Annotated in this window: 20 protein-coding genes; 7 read left to right on the top strand and 13 right to left on the bottom strand. The window is 71.1% G+C overall.

Going from position 1 to position 22,040, the window contains the following annotated elements; translation table 11 throughout:
- Positions 1 to 8: 8 nt before the first annotated feature.
- Positions 9 to 1,094: a DUF6801 domain-containing protein gene (locus tag F9C12_RS38755; RefSeq protein ID WP_409463762.1), complete on the bottom strand. Its 1,086-nt coding sequence runs from the start codon at positions 1,092 to 1,094 to the stop codon at positions 9 to 11.
- A 65-nt stretch (positions 1,095 to 1,159) separates the two neighbouring features.
- On the bottom strand, positions 1,160 to 2,398 hold the full coding sequence (locus F9C12_RS38750) for a DUF6801 domain-containing protein (RefSeq protein WP_409179266.1): 1,239 nt from the start codon (positions 2,396 to 2,398) through the stop codon (positions 1,160 to 1,162).
- Between the two features lie 321 nt (positions 2,399 to 2,719).
- Here F9C12_RS38750 and F9C12_RS38745 point away from each other — a divergent pair, with 321 nt between their 5' ends.
- Genes F9C12_RS38745 through F9C12_RS38735 form a run of 3 tightly spaced genes read left to right on the top strand, consistent with a single transcriptional unit; the run spans position 2,720 to position 4,987 of the window.
- Positions 2,720 to 3,286: a hypothetical protein gene (locus F9C12_RS38745; RefSeq protein WP_409179265.1), complete on the top strand. Its 567-nt coding sequence runs from the start codon at positions 2,720 to 2,722 to the stop codon at positions 3,284 to 3,286.
- A complete protein-coding gene (locus F9C12_RS38740) occupies positions 3,283 to 4,473 on the top strand; it encodes a lipase family protein (protein WP_409463761.1) in 1,191 nt (396 codons plus the stop codon). The genes F9C12_RS38745 and F9C12_RS38740 overlap by 4 nt, the downstream gene beginning before the upstream one ends.
- 4 nt (positions 4,474 to 4,477) lie before the next feature.
- Positions 4,478 to 4,987: a GtrA family protein gene (locus F9C12_RS38735; RefSeq protein WP_409463760.1), complete on the top strand. Its 510-nt coding sequence runs from the start codon at positions 4,478 to 4,480 to the stop codon at positions 4,985 to 4,987.
- Positions 4,988 to 5,018: 31 nt separating this feature from the next.
- Here the strand turns inward: F9C12_RS38735 and F9C12_RS38730 are convergent, their stop codons facing one another.
- Positions 5,019 to 6,200: a helix-turn-helix domain-containing protein gene (locus F9C12_RS38730; RefSeq protein WP_409463759.1), complete on the bottom strand. Its 1,182-nt coding sequence runs from the start codon at positions 6,198 to 6,200 to the stop codon at positions 5,019 to 5,021.
- Positions 6,201 to 6,398: 198 nt separating this feature from the next.
- Between F9C12_RS38730 and F9C12_RS38725 the strand changes: the two genes are divergently transcribed.
- The 4 genes from F9C12_RS38725 (at position 6,399) to F9C12_RS38710 (ending at position 12,566) form a co-directional block, all read left to right on the top strand.
- Positions 6,399 to 7,598 (top strand): PucR family transcriptional regulator, encoded by a 1,200-nt coding sequence (locus F9C12_RS38725; RefSeq protein WP_409179261.1) that lies wholly within the window; start codon positions 6,399 to 6,401, stop codon positions 7,596 to 7,598.
- A gap of 1,255 nt (positions 7,599 to 8,853) precedes the next feature.
- Entirely contained in the window at positions 8,854 to 9,789 is a 936-nt protein-coding gene (locus F9C12_RS38720; RefSeq protein WP_409463758.1) for an alpha/beta fold hydrolase, read from the top strand.
- Positions 9,790 to 10,003: 214 nt separating this feature from the next.
- The gene (locus tag F9C12_RS38715) at positions 10,004 to 11,338 is read left to right on the top strand and encodes a helix-turn-helix domain-containing protein (protein WP_409179259.1); all 1,335 of its coding nucleotides are present in this window, start codon (positions 10,004 to 10,006) and stop codon (positions 11,336 to 11,338) included.
- Between the two features lie 67 nt (positions 11,339 to 11,405).
- Positions 11,406 to 12,566 (top strand): PucR family transcriptional regulator, encoded by a 1,161-nt coding sequence (locus F9C12_RS38710; protein WP_409179258.1) that lies wholly within the window; start codon positions 11,406 to 11,408, stop codon positions 12,564 to 12,566.
- 486 nt (positions 12,567 to 13,052) lie between these two features.
- On the opposite strand, the gene F9C12_RS38705 is transcribed toward F9C12_RS38710, so the two are convergent.
- From F9C12_RS38705 to F9C12_RS38660, 10 genes are read right to left on the bottom strand one after another with little or no spacing between them, the layout of a single operon-like run.
- Positions 13,053 to 13,670, bottom strand: coding sequence for a hypothetical protein (locus F9C12_RS38705; RefSeq protein ID WP_409463757.1), 618 nt, complete (start codon positions 13,668 to 13,670; stop codon positions 13,053 to 13,055).
- Positions 13,667 to 14,173, bottom strand: coding sequence for a hypothetical protein (locus tag F9C12_RS38700; protein ID WP_409463756.1), 507 nt, complete (start codon positions 14,171 to 14,173; stop codon positions 13,667 to 13,669). Before F9C12_RS38700 ends, F9C12_RS38705 begins: the two co-directional genes overlap by 4 nt.
- Complete coding sequence (locus F9C12_RS38695) at positions 14,170 to 15,276, bottom strand: MCE family protein (protein ID WP_409463755.1); 1,107 nt, start codon at positions 15,274 to 15,276, stop codon at positions 14,170 to 14,172. Before F9C12_RS38695 ends, F9C12_RS38700 begins: the two co-directional genes overlap by 4 nt.
- A complete protein-coding gene (locus tag F9C12_RS38690) occupies positions 15,276 to 16,247 on the bottom strand; it encodes an MCE family protein (protein WP_409463754.1) in 972 nt (323 codons plus the stop codon). Before F9C12_RS38690 ends, F9C12_RS38695 begins: the two co-directional genes overlap by 1 nt.
- Entirely contained in the window at positions 16,244 to 17,242 is a 999-nt protein-coding gene (locus F9C12_RS38685; RefSeq protein ID WP_409179253.1) for an MCE family protein, read from the bottom strand. The genes F9C12_RS38690 and F9C12_RS38685 overlap by 4 nt, the downstream gene beginning before the upstream one ends.
- On the bottom strand, positions 17,242 to 18,252 hold the full coding sequence (locus tag F9C12_RS38680; RefSeq protein ID WP_409463753.1) for an MCE family protein: 1,011 nt from the start codon (positions 18,250 to 18,252) through the stop codon (positions 17,242 to 17,244). The genes F9C12_RS38685 and F9C12_RS38680 overlap by 1 nt, the downstream gene beginning before the upstream one ends.
- Positions 18,249 to 19,265: an MCE family protein gene (locus F9C12_RS38675; protein ID WP_409463752.1), complete on the bottom strand. Its 1,017-nt coding sequence runs from the start codon at positions 19,263 to 19,265 to the stop codon at positions 18,249 to 18,251. The genes F9C12_RS38680 and F9C12_RS38675 overlap by 4 nt, the downstream gene beginning before the upstream one ends.
- Positions 19,262 to 20,455, bottom strand: coding sequence for an MCE family protein (locus F9C12_RS38670; protein ID WP_409463751.1), 1,194 nt, complete (start codon positions 20,453 to 20,455; stop codon positions 19,262 to 19,264). The genes F9C12_RS38675 and F9C12_RS38670 overlap by 4 nt, the downstream gene beginning before the upstream one ends.
- Positions 20,452 to 21,267, bottom strand: a complete 816-nt coding sequence (locus tag F9C12_RS38665; RefSeq protein WP_409179249.1) for an MlaE family ABC transporter permease — start codon at positions 21,265 to 21,267, stop codon at positions 20,452 to 20,454. The genes F9C12_RS38670 and F9C12_RS38665 overlap by 4 nt, the downstream gene beginning before the upstream one ends.
- The gene (locus tag F9C12_RS38660; RefSeq protein WP_406643124.1) at positions 21,268 to 21,999 is read right to left on the bottom strand and encodes an MlaE family ABC transporter permease; all 732 of its coding nucleotides are present in this window, start codon (positions 21,997 to 21,999) and stop codon (positions 21,268 to 21,270) included.
- Positions 22,000 to 22,040 lie beyond the last annotated feature (41 nt).

Genomic DNA, 22,040 nt, shown 5'->3' with positions numbered 1-22,040 from the left:
CCCGGGGTCTAACGCGCGGCCAGCGCGAGCGCGAAGGTGTTTCCCTCCCCCTGGAAGAACGAGCTGAGATACGCGGTGAAAGCGCCGCAGCCGGTCAGCGGCGGGATCGCGTAGGTGCCGGTCACCGGGCCGCCGGTCGCCAGCGCGAACCCGGAGCCGGTGCGCAGGTCGACCGGGATCGCGGCGCTCGCCCGGCAGTTCGGGTCCGCGACGGGCAGGCCGAACAGCGACACCTGCGGCAGCGCGAGCGCGAGCCTCGCCTGCGCGGCGAACCCGCCGTCGCCGAGTTCGCCGGTCTGTTCGCCGTCCGGCGTGAAGCGCAGCTCAGCGGTTCCCGGAACGAAGCCGAAGAGCTTGAATTCCGCGCGCGCCGGGTCGAACGTCGGACCGCCGCTGAAGGACGGTTGCGTGGTGACGGCGAAAGACCCGGAGATCGGCACCGTCGTGCCCAGCGCCTTCACCGTCGTCGTCCCGGCGAGGCCGTAGCGGTAGCCGGTCTGCGCGGTCCCGACGTCGAAGCTCAGCAGCACCGCGTCCTGTCCCGGGTCGAGGGTGCAGTCCGAGGTGAACGAGCCGAGCCCGGTGAACGAGCCGTCGGCCTTCTTCGGCGTGAGCCGGGTGCTGAACCCGCCGAGGGTCACCGTCGTCTTGCCCGCGTTCGGCACCACGATCTGCGGCACCGAGCCGGTCGCCTGCGCGGTGAACGGCCCCGACTGCGGCACCGCCGCCTTCGCCACGGTCAGCGGCACCGTCACCGGCCTGGTCAGCGAGCCGTTGACCAGCGTCACCTCCGCGCCCGCCGTGCCCTCGACGCTCGCCGCGCCGACCAGCGCCAAGCCGCGCGCAGCCTTGTCCGGGACGGACACCGAGACCGAGAGGTCCGAGGTCGTCAGCGTGCCGCCCGGCGCGGACGGAACGTCGAACGACGCCTTGACCTCGACGTTCAGCTTCTGCAGCCCGATCAGGGGGAACGGGCAGGTGTAGCTCAGCACCTTGTCGACCGGCGTAGCGCCCGCGGCCGCCGCGGGCGAGGCGAGGCCGGACACGGCGAGACAGGCGAGACCCGCCGCGAGCAACCACCGGGCTTTCGGCACGGCTCCCCCTTTCCGGGGCATGGCGCCGGTCCCCGCCGCGGCGCGACGGGGACCGGCAGATCGGATTACTTGCGGGCGAGGTTCAGGTCGAGCGTGTTGCCGTCGCTCTTGGCGAACCCGCTGATCCAGTCGTTGAACGAACCGCAGTTCTGGAACGCCGACAGCGAGTACGTCCCGGTCAGCTTGCCGCCCTTGAGCAGGTCGAACCCGTCGCCGGTGCTCATCTCGCTGGTCGACGGGCTGACCGTGCCGCACTTCGGGTCGGTGCTGATCGGGAAGCCGAACAGGTTGACCGTGGGCAGGAAGACGTCGAACTTGATGTGCGCCTTGAACCCGGTGCCGACCAGTTCGCCGCTCTGCGTGCCGTTCTGCACGACCTTGACGTCCGCGCTGCCGGGCAGGAACCCGAGCAGCTTGAACTCGGTCTTGGTCGGGTCGATCTTCAGCGAACCGGTGAACTTCTTGGCCGCGATGTCCACGTCGGCGTCGAAGCCGCCCTTGATCGGCGCGGTGCTGCCGAGCGATTTCAGCGACGTTTTCCCGTCGATGCCGAACACGAACTTGCTGCCGCCGGGCGGCGGGGTGTCCGACGTCGGCGGCGGGGTGGTGGCCGAGGTCGGCGGCGGCGTGTCGGAGGTCGGCGGCGGAGTCTCCGAGCTCGGCGGAGGCGTCGAGGTCCCGCCGCCGTTGATGGTGATCGTGGCCAGGGTGTTGTTCTGGCCCGGGTCCTGCGTGCACGGCGCGTTGATGGTGCCGTCCGGGGTGATCCCGGTGACCGAGCCGTCCGCCTTGCGCGGGGTGACCTTGAGCGCCAGGTCGCCGACGGTGATCTTCGCCTGGCCGGGCTGGGTGAACGTGAGCGACGGGGTCTTGCCGGTCGCGTTGATGTTCATCTCGCCCGAGGCCGGGATGTTCGTCTTGTCCAGCGCGATCGGGACGCTGACCGGAAGGTCGAGGCCGGGCGCGGCCACCTTCGCGCTCGCGGTCGCGCTGCCTTCCAGCGTCGTGGCCCCGATCAGGCCCAGCCCGCTGACCGTGTCCGCGTTGATGGTGGACACGGCCTTGATGTCGAAGGCCCCGGTCGCCTGCCCGGCGTTGACCGTCTTCGGCAGGTCGGTGTTGATCACCACCTTCAGCGACTGGGATCCCACCAGCGGGAAGGTGCAGTGGTAGTTCAGCGTCAGCGAGATCGGGTCGGCGGCGCTGGCCTGGGCGCCGACCACGAGCGCGGCGGCGACGAGCCCCGCCGCGCCCGCGGCCGCGGCGGCCCCGACCGTCTTCTTCTTGCCTCTTGGGTGACTCACGATAGTCCTTCCGTGTATCAACAGTGATACGAAAAGGCGGAGCGCGGTAAACAGGAATCGCTACCGATCGGTAAGCTAGCGAGCGGCCCGAGTGCCGATCAAGAGCTTTCGCGGAAATCCCGCGACCGGCTCCGCAAATTGTCACCCGCGCACGCCGGGCGGACCGTTTTCCTAGCAGGAGCGGGCGACTTTCCCCGGCGCGGTCCCGGTTCCGGGCCGCTGACGCGGGTGACAAAACCGAATCCGGAAATGCTGACGCGCGTGCCAATCGGGCATTCCTTTCTTGCCCGTGCGCGACCGTGCTGCGTAGCCTCGAAAACCATGAACAGAATGCACAGCGCGGTGCTGGCGATGTCGGCTGCCGTGCTCCTCTCGGCCGCGGCCTGCTCCTCGGACCCCGCGCCCGCGGACACCGGCCGGCACGCCGACCCCGCCGCGCTCGCGTGGGTCGACAAGGTGTGCACCAGCGTGGCCGCGGGTTCGGCGAAGCTCGCGCAGCCGCCGGCCTCCGACAGCGCCGCCCCCGGGAAGACGCGGGACGCGATGGTCGCCTTCCTCGACCGGCTGGGCTCGGCACTCGGCGACATGGCGAGCGGCCTCCGCGCGGCGGGCGTGCCGCCGGTCCCGGACGGACAGTCCGCAGTGGACAAAGCGACCGCCACCCTGACCGAGACCACGGGCAAGATCGCCGCGACGAAGTCGAAAATGGAGCAGGCGAAGGTCGAGGACCAGGCGAGCCTCCGCCAGGCGATCGCCGACGCCGACGCGACGATGGGCCAGCTCACCGATCCGGAAGGCCCGATCAAGGACCTCAAGGCGAACCCCGAGCTGAACCTCGCCTTCGCCGAATCCCCCACCTGCAAGCGCGTCTACGGGACGAGTTCATGACGGCCCGCCGCGCGCTCGCCGCGCTGGTCGCCCTGGTTCTGGCCGCCGCGTTCGCCCCGGTCGCCGCCGCGGCGCCGGACCCGGGCACCGGCCCGGCCGACGATTCGTTCTACACGCCGCCGTCGCCGCTTCCGGCGGGCAAACCGGGCGACATCATCCGCTGGCGGCCGTCGAAAGCCGGGCCGCGCAAGGCGTCCGTCGACGCCTGGCAGGTGATGTACTTGTCCACCAACGCGCTCGGGAAGCCGGACGCGGTCACCGGCACCGTGCTGGTGCCGAAGAACGCGGACCGGGCCACCGCGCCGGTCGTCGCGTTCGCGCCCGGCACGCACGGCCCGGCCTTCGCCTGCACTCCGTCGAAGATGATCGACCTGGGCGCGTTCTACGAGCAGCCCGGCCTCGACGACCTGCTCGACGCGGGCTACGCCGTCGCGGTGCCGGACTACGAGGGCTACCAAAGCTCTCCCAAAACCACCTACGTCGTGGGACGGTCCGAAGGCCCGGCCGTGATCGACGCGGTCCGCGCGGCGCAGCGACTCGCGCCTGCCGGGCTTTCCAGCACGGCGAAAGTGGTCTTCCGCGGCTATTCCCAGGGCGGCGGCGCGGCGGTGTGGGCGGGAGAACTGCAGCCGTCGTACGCCCCGGAGCTCAATCTCGCCGGGATCGCCGCCGGCGGGGTGCCCGCCGATCTCGTCCAGGTGACGCTGCAGCTCGACGGCAAATTCGGCTTCGGGGTCTTCGCCTACGCCCTGCTCGGCCTCGACCAGGCGTACCCGGAGCTGAAACTCGACTCGTTCCTCAGCGACAACGGCCGCGCGAAGCTGGCCGAGATGAAACAGAGCGCGTGCACGTTCGAACTGCTGACGACGTACGCGAATCAGAAGATCTCGGACTACACCACGAGCCCGGGCTACATCCAGCCCGCCTGGACGGCCCGGCTGGCCGAGAACAAGCTCGGCGGCAGCCCGCCGAAGGCCCCGCTGTTCCTCTACCACGCCACCGGGGACCAGCTGGTGCAGTTCTCGCAGGCCGACGCCCTGCACAAGACGTACTGCGCGGCCGGGGTCCAGGAAACCTGGAAGACCTACGACACCGACCACATCACGCTCGTCTACACCGGCAACGCCGACGTCCTGTCCTTCGTCAAGGACCGGATCGCCGGCAAACCGGCCGCGGCGAACTGCTGAGCCAATGCCCGAGCCGCGAGCACTGTTCCGCTTCGCCGTCGTCGGAGCGGCCGCCTACGGGGTCACCGTGCTGGTCGACTACAGCCTCAAACTGACTGTGCTGCAGGAGAAACCGGTGACCGCGCTGGCGATCGCGACTGTCGCGTCGACGGCGTTCGCGTATTTCCTGTCCCGCCAATGGTCCTTCGTGGACCGAGGCGGCCACGGACGGCTGCGGGAAGCGACGCTGTTCTTCGCGGTCAATGCCGGTGCGGTGGCGGTGAATCTCGTGCCGCTGCTGGTATCGCGGTATGTGCTGCGCCTCGAAGTGCCGAATATCGGTTACGTGGCACAGGAAATCGCGGACTTCGCGGCGGGGATGGTGCTGGGCACGGCGTCGGGCACGGCGTTCCGGTGGTTCGGGTACCGGCGGTGGGTGTTCCCGCGACCAGCTCGTCCGAAGGAGACCGACGGCGAGCTGGTCGCACCGCAGCTTACCGAGCCGCGAGGCGGATCTGTCGCCAAAATTCCGTAAATACCGGCCCGGTTCCCGGCGGGCGCTCGCCTCACCCCCGGTCCGGGAGCGCCCGTTCCGCCAGCAACGCCAGTTCCAGCCGCAACCGCTCGCCCGGGTCGGTCAAGCGGTCCCCGAACAATTCGGCGAGCGTCTTCAGCCGCGCGCGGACCGTCTGCGGGTGCAGGTCCAGCATCCGCGCGAGTTCCGGGGCGCTGCCCCTCGTCCGCACCAGCGCCAGCAACGTCTCCGCCAGGTGCTCGCGGCGTTTCTCCGGCAGCCCGGCGAGCGGGGCCAGTGTCGTCTCGGCCAGCTGCGCGGCCAGGAATTCGTCCGCGAGCAGCAGCAGCGCGGGCACGTGGTCGCGGCACCAGACCACCGGGCCCGGCGCGTCCAGCAGCCCCCGGGCCGCCAGGTCGGCCGCCCGGCGCGCGACCCGGAACGATTCGGCCGCCGAGCCGGACGGGGCCAGCGGGCCGACCGCCGCGGTCCAGCCGGCGGGCAAGGCCGCGAGTCCGGCCAGCTCCGTGTCCGGCGCGGCGGTGAGCGCGGCGGGCGGATCGCCGGTCAGGTCCGCGGCGACGTGGTCCGGGAGCAGGCCCGGCGGAAGCTCGGGCGCGCCCGGCAGCGCGCGGAACACCACCGCCGCGACCCGTTCGGGCAGCCCGGCCGGACTGTCCTCTTCGGTCCGCGGCCCGCCGTCGAGCAGCGCGCGGAGCACGCGGCGATTCCGCTCCCCTTCGCCGGATTTCTCCGCTTCGGCCGCGCTGTAGCCCTCCGCGACCGCCGCCATCGACGTCTCGACATCGCCGAGCATGCCTTCGGCCATCCCGTAGACGACGTCGCCGGACAGGCCGGTTTCCTGGGCTATTTCGGCGATCCAGCGCCACATCACCCGGCTCGCGACGCGCACCGCCGCCTGCACCGACTCCCGGCTGAGCCCCTCGTGGAACGCCGTCCGCCCGTGCGCGCGGAAATCGGCGAGCCGGTCGCTCTGCCACATCGCCGGCGCGCCGACCCGGTCGATGTCCCGCTCGATCCCCCGCCGCGTCTGCTCGATCGCGGCGGTCCGCCCGGGATCCTCGCTGAAGCACCCGGAATATTCCGGGATCTCGGCGGCGATGGCGTCGACGCACGCCCGGGCGATCTCCGGGATCCGCGGGCGCACCGCGTCGCCCAGCCGGCGCGGGATCCGCGCCCACACGGAGCCGTCCGAACCGGCGGAACTGCGCATGGCGATTTTAATCCCCCACTCGGAAATTGGCGGTCGAGGAATACCGGCCCCAGTCGGCACGGAGCGTAGAACGCACCCCCGTCCGTGTCAAAAGCGCGGGTTCCCGTCGCTCTTTCGGGCGCCGATCGTTCATTTTTAGTGACGCACGTTTTCAGCTACGCTCACCTCCCTCCGTCCCAGCGCCTCGAAGGGGGATTCGTGGTCGAGTACCGCAGCTTCGCTCTGCTGGCTTCGCTGCCGCGCGCGCTCGGCGCGTGCCTGCGCCCGCACGCGGCGCACGCCGCGGCCGCGATGATCCAGGAGACCCAGCGCGCGGTCCCGGCGTACGGGAAGCCGCTCAAGGGGGTTTTCGGGAAGGTGCTGGTCCGCAGCGTCGAGTACGCGGTGCTGCACTGCGTGGACTCGATGGGCGCCCCGGACCTGCCGCACGACGAGTGGATCGAGTTCTACCGCGGCCGAGGGGCGATGGAGTTCAGCGAGGGCCGCAACCTCGACGCACTGCAGGACACCGCCACGATCGGGGCCAGGGTCGCCTGGCGGGCGATGCACCCCGCGGTGGTCGCCGCCGGGGTCGACCCGGCCGTCATCTCGGTCGGCGCGGAAGCGATTTTCGCCTACGTCGACGAGCTGTGCGCCACCGCGATCGCCGGCTACCAGCAGGCCCAGGCGGACGCCGAGGGAGCCGTGCCCGCCCGGCGGCGAAGGCTGCTGGAGCTGATCGGGCAAGCTCCGGAAGGCGCGGCGAGCAGCATCGCCGAACTGGCGAGCGGCGCGGGCTGGCCGCTGCCCGAAACGGCCGCGATGGTCGCGCTCGAACGGTCCCCTGGCGCCGACGACTTCCCGGCCGGCCTGCTCGGCGACAGCGTCCTCGCCGACCTGGACGGCCCAGAGCCGCACCTGCTCGCCGCCGACCCGGACGCCGACCTCGCCCCGCTCACGCCCCTGCCCGACGGCTGGCGCGCCGCGGTGTCCCCGACCGTCCCGCTGGCCGACGCACCGGCCGCCTTGCGCACCGCGCGCCGGGCCCTGCAGCTGACCGGCCCGGAGACCTGCGGCCCGGTCATCTGGTGCCGCGACCACCTGGCGACGCTCTGGCTGCTCGCCGAGGATTTCCTGGCCGCCGAACTGGCCCGGCAAAGCCTCGACCCGTTCGCCTCGCTGAGCGCCAAGCAACGCGAGCGGCTCAGCGAAACCCTCCTGGCCTGGCTGGAAACCCGCGGCGGCGCACCGGAAATCGCCCAGCGCCTCGACGTCCACCCGCAAACGGTCCGCAACCGCCTGCGCCAGCTGGAAGACCTGTTCGGCGACCGCCTCAAAGACGCCGACGACCGGCTCGGCATGCAACTGGCGCTGCGGGCGCAGCGGCTGATGCGGGCACATCGGCCGCTGGAGAACTGAACGGCAGCGCCGTCGCGGCTGCCGGGCGGGCCGCGCTGAGAGCCGGGGAGACGGCAGGGCTGGCGGTCGCCGCGCGCCTCGTGCCGCACATCAACGCTCAACACCGCACGCCCAACGCCTCGCCCGAACCGGTCCGCTCGAGCCGAGGGCAGGGCCGTCGCCGCTCAAAGCCGCGCGCCCAGTGCCTCTGCCCGCCCCCACCGCAGATCCGACCGACGGCACCACCGCCGCCCGAACCGCCCGCTCGAATCGGCGAGCAGGGCTGCCGCTCAGCCGCACACCCAACCCGCCACGGAACCAACGCCACCACGGCCCGCCCGAACCGACAGGCCGGGCAACCGCTCACACCCAACCCCCCTCCCCACCACAGAACCCACCGACGGCCCGCCACCGCCCCACCCGAACCGGCCGCCCGAATCGGCGGGCCGGGCAGCCGCTCAACACCGCACACCCAATGCACTCCCGCACCACAGAACCCACCAACAGCCCGCCACCGCCCCACCCGAACCGGCCCGCCCGAATCGGCGAACAGGACCGCCGCTCAGCCACACACCCAACCCGCCACGGAACCAACGCCACCACCACGGTCCGCCCGAACCAACAGGCCGGGCAGCCGCTCAACACCGCACACCCAAAACCCCTCCCCCACCACAGAACCCACCAACAGCCCCGCCCCCACCCGAACCGGCCGCCCGAACGAACGGGCAGGGCCGCCGCTCAACGCCCCGCACCCACCACCCCGCCCCGCACCTCCCCCGCCGACGAACCAGCCACCGCCGCCCCGCCCGGAACCGGCCCCGTCGAGCCGGGTCGAAGCCAGCCGGGCCGAAGCCGCTGGCCCCACCCGTGCCACCACCGGCGAATCGACTGCCGAACCACCCGCCCGGCCGCGGCCCCGGACAACCCCCGCGCGGGCGCGCGCTCCAGCCGGTTCGCGGGCATCGGCAGCACCCGGCGCCACGCTCTCCCGGCGGGTCCCGGCGGAGGCGGGCGGTGCTCCTGGCGGGCGAAATGGATCCTCGCGCGGCACGACATCAGCGCGTCCGGTGCGTCGTTGCGACCATGCGTCGAGGATGACCCGGCCGCCGCGGCAATGTCGACAAGGCGTCCGGCGGCGGGCGGAAAATTCGCACGCGCGGCCGCTTTTTCTTTTCTTTTCCTGTCACGCGCGGCCGGGATTCCCGGGAGGTGGCGTTTGCCACAGCGCGGAAAACCCGGACTGCCCTAATTTCGGTTTCCCGAGAAAGGGCTGCCGATGACACTCGAGACGTACACCCTCGCCCTCCACGGCCGGCGGGTCCGGCTGCGCGAATACCGGCCCGCGGCGGACACCGGCGACGAGGCGGTCGTGCTGGTGCACGGAATCGCGGGCAGCATCGAGACCTGGACGCCGGTTTTCGACCGCTGCGCGGCGCTCGGCCGTCGCGTGCTGGCGCTGGACCTGCCCGGGCACGGCGGTTCGGACGCGCCCCGCGCGGATTACGGGCTCGGCGCGATGGCGAGCATCGTGCGGGACGTGCTCGCGGTGTCCGGCGTGCGGCACGCGACCGTCGTCGGGCATTCGCTCGGCGGCGGCATCGCGATGCAATTCGCCTATCAATTCCCGGAAATGTGCGACCGGCTGGTTCTCGTCGGCAGCGCCGGGCTCGGCACGGAGGTGAGCCCGGTGCTGCGGGCCGCCGCGCTGCCCGGCGCGGCCGCCGTCCTCGCGCTGACCGTCAACCCGGCGACGCTCGCGTTCGCCCGCGGGGCGGCCCGGCTCGGCCGCCGGCTCGGCGGGTCGTTGAAAACTGAAACACGGGAACTGGCCCGGCATTTCGGCTCGCTCGCCGATCCCGGGCGGCGGCGGGCCTTCCTGTCCATCGCGGGCAGCCTGATGGACCTGCGCGGCCAGCGCGCGAGCGCCGCGGAGAAGCTGTACCTGGCCGAATCGGTGCCGACGCTGCTCGTCTGGGGAGCCCGCGACCCGCTCATCCCCGTCGCGCACGGGCGGCGGACCGCCGAACTCCTGCCGGACAGCAGGCTGTCGGTCCAGGAAAACGCGAAACACTTTCCACACGTGGCCGACCCGGAGGGGTTTTGCCTGCTGCTCAACGAGTTCCTCGCCGGGACCGCGCCCGCGCGGCTCACCTTGGCCGACGTCGCCGCCCGCCTGGAAACCTCCGTCGGGGATTCGAAAACGCCCGCCTGAAAATTGTCACGCGCATAGCATCCGCCGGGGTTCGGAGTATCACCTGCACCCACCTGTTTCCACCCGTTCGGGTGTAGTCCGGACGGGCGATGGACGCGGCGGCCACCGGCCCGTTGACAGTGCCGTTCCGGGGAAATTATGTTGCCTGTGCCGCAAAATCTGGATCGGCTTCGACCGCGAAGAGGCCGGTTTTGTTGCCAGCAAGGATAAAAACATGACCGAAGTGGATTCCGGGTTCGTCCGTCCCGCGCCGCTGGGCTACCGGCCGCACTCCGGCGAACGCGCCGCCGGGCCCTCCGCCCGCCCGCGTTCCGGGCCGGTCCCGCCCGCCCCTCGCAGCCCCGCCGAAACCCGGCCCGTCCGGGCTTCCAGCGCGCTCGGGCTGTGGGCGTCGCTGCCGCGGGAACTGGCGGTCCGCTTCACGCCGAGGGTCGACCCGCTCGCGAAGGCCATCCTGCGCGAGGTCCAGCTGGCGGTGCCGGAGTACCGGCAGCCGATCGAGGGCGCGTTCGGGCACGTCATCACCCAGGGCGTGCGGCAGGCGATCGTCCAGTGCCTCGACAGCGTCGGCAAGCCCGCGGCCGCGCCGGCCGCCGCCTGGTCGGCGGTGTTCCGCGACCTGGGCAAGATCGAGTTCGCCGAGGGCCGCAGCCTCGACTGCCTGCAGACCGCCTACCGCGTCGGCGGACGGGTCGCGTGGCGGCACCTCGCGGAGTTCGGGCAGACCGCCGGGCTGCCCGCGGAAACGCTCTGCACCAGCGCCGAAGCCATTTTCGCCTACGTCGACGAGATCTCCGCGCTGTCGATCGAGGGCTACACGGCGGCGCAGACCCGGGCCGCGGGCAACCTGGCCCGGCGCCGGCGCCGTCTTCTCGACCTGCTGCTCGCCGATCCGCCGTCCGCGCCGCAGACCGTCGCCGCGCAGGCCGCCGCCGCGCAGTGGACGCTCCCGGAAGAGGTCGCCGTCGTCGCCCTCGAACCGCGGTCCGGCCAGCATCGGCTCGCCGTCCCCGACCTCCACCCGGACGTCCTCGTCGACTTCGAAGGCGGCGAACCGTGCCTGGTCACCGGCTCGCCGGACGAGCATCTGGCCGATCTCGCCGAGCGGCTGCCCGGCTGGCGCGCGGTGGTCGGCCCGTCCGTCCGGCTCGCCGACGCACCCCGGTCGCTGCTGTGGGCGCGCCGGACGTTGCGGCTCGTCCAGCGCGGCGTGCTGCCGGACGCGCCGTTGACGCACTGCACGGACCACCTGTCGACGCTCTGGCTGCTCGCCGACGAATTCCTGGTGCGGGAACTGTGCGAACGCAGCCTGGAGCCGTTCCGGGATTTGACCCCCAAACAGCGCGCGCGGCTCGGCGAGACCCTGCTGATCTGGCTGCAGTCCCGCGGCAGCGCGCCCGAGATCGCGAAGATCCTCAAGGTGCATCCGCAGACCGTCCGGTACCGCATGCACCAGCTCACCGAGCTGTTCGGCGACCGGCTCGACAACGCCGACGACCGGCTCGACCTGGAGATCGCCCTGCGCGCGGAAGCGCTGCTGGGCTCCTGAACCGCGTCATCCCAGCGAAGTGGTGAGGCATGTGACAGGACTGTCCGGCGAGACAGCCTTCGGACCGATGCTGAGCGGAGACGGACGGCCCGGGCGGCTGTGGGCGATGCTCCCGCGCGAGCTGGCCGCGGTGTTCCGGCCGCGGCTGCTGGACGTCGCCGACGACGTGCTGCGCGAAATCCAGCGCACCGTGCCCGGGTACGCGCAGCCGCTCGACGGCCCGTTCGGCAAGGCGCTGCGCGGCGGGGTGCAGGCGGCGATCCTGCAGTTCGTCGACCGGATCGCGACCGCGGGCGCGGTGGCCGACGATCGCCGCAAGGTCTTCGTCGCGCTGGGCGTGCACGAGTTCGAGCAGGGCCGCAACCTCGACGTGCTGCAAGCGGCGTACCGGGTCGGCGCGCGCGTGACGTGGCGGCGGATGGCCGAGGTGGGCGCCCGGGCCGGGGTGCCGTCGGCGACGCTGTGCCTGCTGGCCGAAGCGATTTTCGCCTATATCGACGAATTGTCGGCGTTGTCGGTGGAAGGGCACGCGGCCGCGCGCACCCGGGCGACGGGCGCGCGGGAACGCCGCCGGCGACGGCTGCTCGATCTGCTGCTCTCCGACCCGCCGACCCCGATCCAGCTGCTGGAGGAAGCCGCCTCGGACGCGGCGTGGCCGCTCCCCGCCCGGCTGGTGGCGGTCGCTCTGGACGGACCGGCCGACGTCGCCGGGCTCGACGCGCTCGAAGACCTCGAAGACGCGGCCCCGCGGCTGGTGCTGGCGATGCCCGAAGACCGGGCCCCGCTCGCCGCCGCCTTGTCCGGCCGCCGGGCGGCAGTGGGCCCGCCGGTGCCGCCCCACCGAGCTGGCCGCTCGCTGACGGCGGCGCGGGAAGCGTTGCAGCTGGTCGCGGCCAACGTCCTCCCGGACGAGCCGGTGACCTGGTGCGCGGACCATCTCGCGACCCTGTTGCTGCACAAGGATCCCCTGCTGCCGGCGAACGTCTCCCGCCGCAGGCTGGCCCCGCTGGCCGCGCTGACCGCGAAACAGTACAACCGGCTGGCCAGAACGCTCCTCGCCTGGCTGGAAACGCGCGGCAACGTCCGCGAGGTGGCGGACCGGCTGGCCATCCATCCGCAGACCGTTCGGGCTCGTGCGCAGGAACTGGAAACGATGTTCGAGGGGAGGCTGTGGGATCCGGACGACCGGTTCGAGCTGATTCTGGCTCTTCGCGCGACGCTGACTTGACCGGGTTTCGGTCCGGGGATGCGTTGAGTCGAGCGGCTTTGGTCCGGTGCGCGACGCTGGCCTGAACGCCCTCGCCCGGGGGTGCCGCGGCCCTTCACGCGACTCCGATCTGAACCAGTCACGCCCGATGCTGCCCTGGCCCGAGCCGCCCTCGCCCTCCGCGCGCGCTTGGCCTGAACCTCACCCGGTGCCGCCCTGGCCCCAGGGGCGTTCTGCTCCGCACGGTGCTGGCCGGAATGCCCTTGAGCCGTGCGCATCCCCGGCTCGAGAACGCCTTGCCCTCCGCGGCACCACCCCGATCTGCCCCGGCGCAGCACCGGCCCGAACGCCGCTCGCTCTCCGCACGCCCCGAAGTGCCCTCGCCCCTACGCGATCCCGCTCCCGAGCGCTCCATGCGGCCGCGCGGGCTGCGGGAGGTCCGTGCGGGGAACCTTCACGGACCTCCGGGTTTCCCTCACGGACCGGCGCGAGGAGGTGCGGTGCGGGTCAGGCGGCGGACATCCCGGTGATCCGCCACTTCCCGCCCGTCCGCTCGGCGGTCACGCTCAGCTGCGCGGCCCCGGTGCTGCGTTGTCCGTCGCCTCGGGTGCCGGTCTGGTCGAGGAACACCAGCAGGGCCGCGCGGTCGCCGTCGAGGAGTTTCACTCCGGACGCGACCGCGGTCGAGGTCACCACGAGCTTCTGCTCGGCCGCGAGCTGACGCACCTGGCCGAACAGCCGGGAGTACTGAGTGAGTGCGGGGCCGGTCAGCAACTCCTTGGCCGCGCGGTCGTTTCGGGCCGGATCGTCGTAGCGGTAGGAGAAAAGCGTGCCGAGTGCGGCGCTGATCTGCTTCCCCGCGTCCGCGGTGCCGGACACGTCGGACAGCGCGGTGTTGTGTGCCAGCACCGCGTTCGTGTCGCGGGTCTCGACGGTGAACCACACTGCCAGCGCGGCCAGCACGATCGCGACGGCCGGGAACACCAGGCGTGCCCGGCGTTTCCGCGGCAAGGGCTCGACCGGCTCCTCGACCGGCTCCTCGACAGGCTCGTCCGGTTCCGGCGGCACCGGATCCCGGTAGCGTCCGGCCACTTTGACGGCCCGCTTCTTCGTCCGCGTGGTCACGGCGCCTCCCCTGCCGGAACTTGGCCCAATGCGGTGACCCGCCAACCGTCCGGTGTCCGGCGAAGGTCGGCCTGGAACCGGGAACGCTTGGTCACCGCCTCCTGGCCCTCGGGCGTGACCGCCAGTTCCACGGACGTGATCAGCTTCGCCATGCCCGCGCCAGGGTCCACTTCGGTCACCGCGGCGTCGGTGACTTTCCCGACGGTGACGGTTTTCGCCTGCGCGACCCGGTCCAGGCTGCCCTGCCGGTCCTGCGCCAGCTCGTCGTGCAGCGCGCCGCCGGACACGTCCAGCCAGTGCTGGTAGCCGGCCGCGGCCTGCCGGTAGTCCAAAGTAGTCAGTCCGGCGATCGCGGATCGACCGGCCTGCAACGCGTCTTCCCGCACGACTGCGCGCGCGACGCCGTCGTCGTGCGCGGCTTGCCACCAGGTGTACCCGGACCATCCGGCCGCCGCGGTCGCGAGGGCCGCGGCGATCGGGCCCAGGGAAGCGGAAATCCTCACGGCTGTCCTCCCGGTGCGTTCTGCGAGCCGCGCACGTTCGTCGGGTCGCCCTTCGGCAGCGCACAGCGCGCGGCCGTGTTCAGCGGTCTCGTCGAGGTGTCGAGACCGTCGCGATACGGCGTCGCGTACCCGGCGGTGCACGGAGGCGGATCGAAGAAAGACAGCGACAAGCCGAAATGCGCCCCGTCCGGCCGGACGACCGAGCTGACCGCGCCGACCGCCCGCGGCGCGGTGATCAGCAGCTGCCGGATCCCGTCCTGCCGGGACTCGAGGACGTCCGCGGTGGTGAGCAGGTTCGCGAGCAACACACCCAATTGCGGTCCGGAATCGCGGATCAGCGAACCGACCTCGTTCGCGGCGGCGGGCACTGCCGGAATGAGCTTGCGGAGGTCGCCGTCGGATTGCTTCAACGTCGACGCGAGCAGTTTGGCGTTGGCGCCGAAGCTGCGGATCGCGTCCGCCTGCTGCACCTGCGTGTCGAGGACCGTGTGCGCGTCGGTGACGAGCTGGGTCAGCGGCGCGACGTGCTCGCTCGCGGCTTGCACGAACTCGATGCCGCGGCCGACCAGCTGGTCCAGGGCGGGACCGGCGCCGGACGTCGCGTTGTACAGCTCGTCGACGACGGTGCGCAGTGCGGGCTTGGGCACCGACGCGGCGAAAGAGTCCACAGTGGACAGCACGGTGTCGACCGGGAGCGGGATTTTCGTCTGGTCCTGGGTGAGCACCGAACCGTCGTGCAATACCGGGCCGCCCGCCGTGCGCGGCCGCAGGTCGACGTACTGCTCTCCGACCGCCGACCGATCGGCGACGACGGCCTCGGTATCGGCCGGGACGGGCGCGGTGCCGGAGTCGATCTCGAGATCCGCTTCCATCCCGGCGGGGGTGAGCCGCAGCTGGCCGACCCGGCCGATCGGCACGCCCCGGTAGGTGACCTCGGCGTTGGTGAAAATGCCGCCGCCCGTGGGAAACTGGGCCTTCACCGTGTAGCCGCGGCCGAAGAACACCTTGTCCAGACCGGCGTAAGTCGCCCCGACATAGGCCACGCCGACGACGGCGAGGACGACGAACAACGTCACCTGGACACGCACGAACCGGGTCAGCATCAGTGGCCCGTCTTCAGGAAACCGTTGAGATAGTCGCCGCGGATCGCGTCCAGCGCGGCGTCCGGGAACGGGAAGGTGAAGATCATCTCCATCGCCTTCGGCAGTTTGTCCCCGGAATCGGCCAGCCGCCGCAGCAAGGGCGCGAGCGCCTGGAGATCGGCGACGAGGTCGTCCTTGCTGCGGTTGACCGTGCTGACGGCGACCGAGGTCAGGCCGTCGAGCGACTTGAGCATCCCGACCAGCGCCTCCCGCTGCTGGTTGAGCACGCTGATGCCGGGGGTCAGGCCGTTGAGCGTCGCGGTGATCCGGTCGGTGTGCGCGTTGAGCGTTTCGGCGAGCCGGTTGACGCTTTCGATCGCCCGGGTGATCTCGCCGCGCTGTTCGTCGAGCCCCTTGACCAGAGTGTCCAAACTGGACAGCAGGCTCCTCGCCGCGGTCTCCTTGCCGCCGAGCGCGGCGTTGAGCTGGTGGCTGATGTTCTGGACCTGGGCGACGCCGCCGCCGTTGAGCAGCAGGGAAAGCGCGCCGAAGACCTCTTCGATCTGCGGGGTCAGCGCGGAGCGGTCGAGCGGGATGACCGTGCCGTCGACCAGTGTGCCCGAAGGGGTCGCGTCGGGCGGCGGGGCGAGTTCGACGAACTTCTCGCCGAGGATGCTGGCCTGCCGCAGCCGCGCGACCGCGTTGGCCGGGAGGTCGACGTCGCCGTTGAGCACCAGGTCCACGACCGCGCTGTGCCCGTCCGGGGCGAGCTGCACCTTCGATACCCGGCCGACCGGCACGTCGTTGACCTTGACGCCGGACTGCGGCACCAGGTCCAGCACGTCGGTGAAGCTCGCGGTGACGTGGATCGGGTGGTCGCCGAGCGCGGCGCCGCCGGGCAGCGGGAGGTCGTACACGCTCACGCCGGTCCCGCATCCGGTGGTGGCCAGGACCAGCGTCAGCACCGCTGCGACCTTCGCCAGGGATTTCATTTCGTCTCCGGGAATTCGAGGAGGTTGCCGCGGCCGTTGATCAGGCCGGTGTCCGGGTCGTAGGCCCCGAGCACGTTCGTCAGCGCGTTCGGGGCCGCGCTCAGCGCTTCGGCGAGGGAATCCTTCTGGTTCGCCAGCACCTTCGCGACGCCGGCCAGTTTGTCCACATCGGACTGCACCTTGCCCCGGTTGTCCTTCACGAATCCCTGCACCACGCCCAGCGCCTGGGTCAGCTCGGTCAACGCGCCGGAGAACTGGTCGCGCTGGTCGGCGAGGACCTTGCTGAGCGACGAGAGCTGCGCGATGGCCTGCTTCACCTGCCCGTCGTTGGCGGCGAGCATCGCGGTGAACTTGCTGATGTTGTCCACCGAACTGAACAGGTCGTCCTTGGAATCGCTCGCGGCGCGGGCGAATTCGCCGAGGTTCTTGATCGCCTGCCCGATTGTCTGGCCGTTGCCGTTCAGGTATTCGGCCGATCGAGTCAGGACGTCGCTGACCGCGCCGTCCTTGTTCGCCCCCTGCGGGCCGAGCGCCGCCATCAGCTGGTTGAGGCTGCGCAGCAGATCGTCGACCTCGACCGGCGTCGCGGTGCGCTCGCGCGGGATCGACGCGCCGTCGGCCAGTTCGGGACCGCCGGTGTAGACCGGCGTGAGCTGCACATACCGGTCGGCGACCAGGCTGGGCGTGATGACGACCGCTCCGGCTCCTGCCGGCAGCTGCACATCCGGCTTGAGCGTCATGGTCACTTTGACGTCCGTGCCGTTCGGCTCCACTGTGGACACCGAGCCCACGGCCACCCCGAGGACGCGCACGTCCGAGTTCGGGTAAATGCCGACGGCGGCGCTGAAGTACGCGGTCACCGTGCGCTCGCGCGGCGCGGTCGCCACCTGCCATCCCGCCGTGACCAGCAGCGCGCACACCACGCCGAGCGCGAGCGCGCGCAACCTGGCCCGGCGGCGGGCCTGGGCTCCCAGGTCGATGAGCTGGTGCGCCATCAGCGTCCCCCGTTCTTCGGTGGCAGGCAGCTGCCCGGTGTACCGCCGTTCGGCACCAGGCCGCAGAGGTAGGTGTCGATCCAGCGGCCGTTGCCGACCGCGTTGCCGAGCAGCCGGTAGAACGGGCCGGCCAACCGCAGGCTGTCCTCGAGCCGGCCCTGGTTGCGCTGGAGCACGGTCGCCACGCGGTCGAGCTGGTCGAGCGCGGGCCCCAGGGTTTTCTGGTTCTCCGCGACCAGCCCGCGCAGCTGGACCGACAGGTTCTTGACGCCGCTGAACAGCTTCGCGATCGCGTCCTTGCGGTCGTTCAGCTCCTTGAGCAGCGTCGTGCCGTCCCGGATCAGGGCCTGGATCTGGCCGGAGCGGTCGCCGAGCGTCTTCGACACCTTGTTCGTGTTCTGGAACAGCTTCACCAGCTCGTCGTCGCGGGACGCAAGCGTTTGCGACAGGGCGGCGATCCCGGTGAAGGCGGTCCGGACGTCGCTGGGCGCCGACGCGCCGAGCGTCTCCGACAGCGTGCGGAACGCCTGCGCGAGCTGGCCGGTGTCGATGGCGCCGACCGTTCCGGCGAGGTCGTTGAACACCGCGGTGACGTCGTAGGGCGAACTCGTCCGCTCGACCGGGATCGGCTGGTCCGGGTCCAGCTCGCCGTCGCCGACCGGGTCGAGCACGAGGTTTTTCTGGCCCAGCAGCGTCTTGATCTTGATCGCCGCGGTCGTCCGGTTGCCCACCCAGGCGTCCTTGACGCGGAACCGCACCTCGACGCGGCCGCCCGCCAGCCCCACGCCGGTGACCTCGCCGACCTTCACCCCGGCGACCCGGACCTCGTCGTTCGGCTTGAGCCCGGCGGCCTCGCGGAACTCCGCCCGGTAGGTCGTGCCGCCGCCCACGATCGGCAGGTCGTCGGAGAAGAAGGTCGCGGCGCCGACGAGCGCCATCAGCAGCGCGGTCGCCGCGCCGACGGCGATCGGGTTGCGCAGCCGGAACGGCTTGATCCGGGGCGGTTTCACCGGCACCTCGCAGCGGTCACCGGAATGCCCGGCATCGGCCCGCCGGGCGCGGGCCTGGCGTCGGTCTGCACGGAGCAGAGGTAGAAGTTCGCCCAGGAGCCGTAGGAGAAAATCGTGCCGATGCGGTCGAGTTTCTTCGGCAGGTTGCCGAGGAACTGCTCGAACACCGGGGTGTTGTCGGCGAGGTTCTTCGACAGGTCGCCGAGCGCGGCGATGCTGTCCTTGAGCGGCTGGCGGCCGGCCTGCAGCAGCCCGGCGGTGGACGTGGTCAGCTCGCCGAGCCCGCCGATGGCCTGCCCGATCGGTTTCGCGTCCGCGGCGAGGCCGGTGACGAGCTGCGCGGTCGTGTCCACGAGCGCGTCGAACTGGTCGCCCTGCGCGTTCACGGTGTCCAGCAGCGTGTTGAGATTGCCGATCACCTTCCCGATCACGGCGTCCTTTCCGGCCAAAGTGGACGTCAGCGACGCCGTGTGCCGCAGCAGGCTTTCGATCGTGCTGCCTTCGCCTTGCAGGACCTGGATGATCTCGAAGGACAGCTGGTTGACGTCTTTCGGCGACAGGGCTTGGAAAAGCGGTTTGAAGCCGTTGAACAGGGTGGTCAGGTCGAGGGCCGGTTTCGTCTTGTCCGGCGGGATCAGCGCGCCGTCGGCGAGCGCCGGCGCGGCTCCGGAAGGCCCGGGGTCGACCGAGAGGTAGCGCTGCCCGACCAGGTTGCGGTAGCGGATGACGACCGAGGCCGCGGCGGTGAGCCGGTGGGTCCGGTCGACGGAGAACGCGACGTCGGCGAGCCGGTGCTCGACCACGCGCACCTCGTCGACCTGGCCGATCCGCACGCCCGCCATGCGGACCTCGTCGCCGGGGTTGACCGAGGTCGCGTCGGTGAACCGGGCGGTGTAGCCGACCGTCGTGCCGACGTTCGAATTGGCGATGGTGATCGCCAGCACCGCGGTCGCGCACACGGTGACGGCAAAGAAGACCAAGCCCTTGAACGCGGGTCCCGCGACGCTCCTCATCGGACAGTCACCTCCGTTCCGCGCAGTGCCGGTCCGATGAGGACACTGCTCCAGTCGGGCACTTCACCCAGTGCGGGCTTCAAAAGTTCGGCGATGAGCCGCCGCTCCCCCGGCGAGTTCGCCGGGCCTAGATCGCCGTCGGCCGCCCCCGGGGCCGCGCCGCCGCCGTAGCACTTCGGACCGCCGACCGCGTCGAAGCGCGGGCTGTCCCGGCCGGGCACGTACTTGTCGCGCGGGTTCTGCACGGTCAGTGTCACGTGCAGGCCCGGTTCGCTGGTGCCCTTGCCGAGAGCCTTCTCCATCAGCGGTTTGAGCCGGTCGACCGCGTCGAACAGGCACGGGAATTCGGGCGAGTACCGCGACAGCAGTTCCAGCGACGGGCGGCTGGCGGCGGAAACCCCGATGAGGTTGCCCGCGTTCTTCCGCAGGAAGTCGTTCAGGTTCCCGGCGGCTCCGGTCACGCTCGAGTAGAGGCTGTCCAGCTCCCCGCGAGTGTCCACAATGGTCTTCGCGGTGGTCGACAAATCGCTCAGCGCCTGGAGGATGTCCGGGGCCGCTCCGGTGTAGACGTCGGCCGCGTCGGCGAGCCCGGTGATGTCCGCCTTGAACTGCGGCAGCAACGGATTCAGCTTGGCCAGCAGGTCCTGCAATCGCACAATGCTGTCGCCGAGCGGCTTTCCGCGATTGTCGAGGGCCAGCGAAATCGCGCCGAGCGAACTGTTCAGCTTCTCCGGCTGGACCGCCCGCAGCAAGGGCAGCAGATCGCCGAGCACGCGCTCCAGCTCGATCGCGTTGGCCGAGCGGTCCTGCGCGATGACGTCGCCGGCGCGCAGCGCACCGACTGGTCGAGCGGGCAGCACGAGGTTGACGTACCGCTCGCCGAAGACCGTCTTCGGCAGCAGCCGCGCGGAGACATTTCCCGGCAGCTGCCCGATTTTCGCCGGGTCGAGCGCCAGGTCGATCTCGGCTCCGGACGCCGTGCTGCGCACCGCCCGCACCTCGCCGAAGGGCACGCCCTTGACCTTCACCTCGGCCGTCGGCGCGAGCTGGCTCCCGACCCGGTCGGCCTCGAGCGTCACCAGCGCGGAGTCGTCGAAATCCTTGTTGTAGACGGCCACCGCGAGGCAGCCGAGAAGGGCGAGCACGCCGAGGAACGCGACCCCGGCCAGCTGCGTGGCCAGCCGCTTCATCCGGACACCTTCACCGTGGTCGTCGCGCCCCAGATCGCCAGCGACAGGAACAGGTCGAGCACGCTGATCAGGACGATGGACGTCCGCACGGCCCGGCCCACCGCGACGCCGACCCCGGCCGGGCCGCCGCTCGCCCGGTAGCCGTAGAAGCAGTGCGTGAGGATCACTCCGACGCTGAAGACCAGCACTTTCCCGAACGACCACAGCACGTCGCCCGGCGGCAGGAACAGCGTGAAGTAATGGTCGTAGGTGCCGCCGGACTGTCCGAAGAAGACCACCGTGGTCAGCCGGGAGCCGAGGTAGGAGATCAGCAAGCCGATGACGTACAACGGGATGATCGCGATGAACCCGGCGACGATCCGCGTCGTGACGAGGTAGGGCATGCTCCGCACGGCCATCACCTCGAGCGCGTCGATCTCCTCGGAGATCCGCATCGCGCCGAGCTGGGCGGTGAACCCGCTGCCCACAGTGGACGAAAGCGCGAGCCCGGCGACGAGCGGCGCGATCTCCCGGGTGTTGAAATACGCGGTCAGGAACCCGGTCATCGCCGAGATGTTGATCTGGTTGAGCGCGCTGAACCCCTGCAGCCCCACCGTGACCCCGGTGAACACGCACAGCCCGACCATCACGCCGATCGTGCCGCCGATCACCGCGAGCGCGCCGCTGCCGAACGTCACCTCGGCCAGCAGCCGCACCACTTCGCGGAAGTAGCGGGTCACCGCGAGCGGGACGGCCGCGATCGCGCGGACGTAGAACAGCAGCTGGTCGCCGAGGTCGAACAGCTTGTCGCCGGGCTTGCTGAGGTTGACCACTCAGGTTCCCTTCGCCGGAACGAGTTGCAGGTACAGGGCGGTCAGCACGGTGTTGACGAAGAACAGCAGCAGGAAGGTGATGACGACCGACTGGTTGACGACGTCGCCGACCCCCTTCGGCCCGCCCTTCGGGTTCAGGCCGCGGTAGGACGCCACCACCCCGGCGAGGAAGCCGAAGATGACCGCTTTCACCGAGCTGGCCACGAGATCGGACAGCTGCGCGAGGGCGTTGAAGCTGGCCAGATACGCGCCGGGGGTGCCGCCCTGGACGATCACGTTGAAGAAATAGCCGCCGAGCACGCCGACCACGCTGACCAGGCCGTTGAGCAGCACGCACGCGAGCACCGCGGCCTGCACGCGCGGCACGACCAGGCGCTGGATCACCGAAACGCCGAGCACCTCCATCGCGTCGATCTCCTCGCGGATGGTGCGCGCGCCCAGGTCGGCGCAGATCGCGCTGCCGCCCGCGCCGGAGATGATCAGCGTCGTGACGATCGGGCTGGCCTGCTGCACGACCGCCAGCACGCTCGCCGCGCCGTTGAACTGCTGGGCGCCGATCTGGCTGGTGAGCGAGCCGAGCTGCAGCGAGATCACCGCGCCGAACGGGATGGAGACGAGGATCGCCGGCGAGATGGACACGCTCGCGATGAACCAGAACTGCTGCACGAATTCCCGGACCTGGTACGGGCGGCGGAACATCGCGAGGATGATGTCCAGCCCCATCGCGCACATCCGGCCGAATTCGCGCAGGCCGCTCGCCGCCCGTCGCGGGA

Source organism: Amycolatopsis sp. GA6-003 (genome assembly GCF_046267895.1).
Classification (GTDB): Bacteria; Actinomycetota; Actinomycetes; order Mycobacteriales; family Pseudonocardiaceae; genus Amycolatopsis.
The sequence above is the reverse complement of the archived record's forward strand: the minus strand, read 5'-3'. Positions and strand labels throughout refer to the sequence as shown.

What these genes read in the sequence shown, in the direction of transcription:
- F9C12_RS38670 (WP_409463751.1), bottom strand. Translation starts at nt 20,455, where the DNA reads ATGAAGCGGCTGGCCACGCAGCTGGCCGGGGTCGCGTTCCTCGGCGTG.
- F9C12_RS38660 (WP_406643124.1), bottom strand. Translation starts at nt 21,999, where the DNA reads ATGTGCGCGATGGGGCTGGACATCATCCTCGCGATGTTCCGCCGCCCG.
- F9C12_RS38720 (WP_409463758.1), top strand. Translation starts at nt 8,854, where the DNA reads ATGACACTCGAGACGTACACCCTCGCCCTCCACGGCCGGCGGGTCCGG.
- F9C12_RS38685 (WP_409179253.1), bottom strand. Translation starts at nt 17,242, where the DNA reads ATGGCGCACCAGCTCATCGACCTGGGAGCCCAGGCCCGCCGCCGGGCC.
- F9C12_RS38740 (WP_409463761.1), top strand. Translation starts at nt 3,283, where the DNA reads ATGACGGCCCGCCGCGCGCTCGCCGCGCTGGTCGCCCTGGTTCTGGCC.
- F9C12_RS38675 (WP_409463752.1), bottom strand. Translation starts at nt 19,265, where the DNA reads ATGAGGAGCGTCGCGGGACCCGCGTTCAAGGGCTTGGTCTTCTTTGCC.
- F9C12_RS38690 (WP_409463754.1), bottom strand. Translation starts at nt 16,247, where the DNA reads ATGAAATCCCTGGCGAAGGTCGCAGCGGTGCTGACGCTGGTCCTGGCC.
- F9C12_RS38715 (WP_409179259.1), top strand. Translation starts at nt 10,004, where the DNA reads ATGACCGAAGTGGATTCCGGGTTCGTCCGTCCCGCGCCGCTGGGCTAC.
- F9C12_RS38710 (WP_409179258.1), top strand. Translation starts at nt 11,406, where the DNA reads ATGCTGAGCGGAGACGGACGGCCCGGGCGGCTGTGGGCGATGCTCCCG.
- F9C12_RS38735 (WP_409463760.1), top strand. Translation starts at nt 4,478, where the DNA reads ATGCCCGAGCCGCGAGCACTGTTCCGCTTCGCCGTCGTCGGAGCGGCC.
- F9C12_RS38695 (WP_409463755.1), bottom strand. Translation starts at nt 15,276, where the DNA reads ATGCTGACCCGGTTCGTGCGTGTCCAGGTGACGTTGTTCGTCGTCCTC.
- F9C12_RS38745 (WP_409179265.1), top strand. Translation starts at nt 2,720, where the DNA reads ATGAACAGAATGCACAGCGCGGTGCTGGCGATGTCGGCTGCCGTGCTC.
- F9C12_RS38730 (WP_409463759.1), bottom strand. Translation starts at nt 6,200, where the DNA reads ATGCGCAGTTCCGCCGGTTCGGACGGCTCCGTGTGGGCGCGGATCCCG.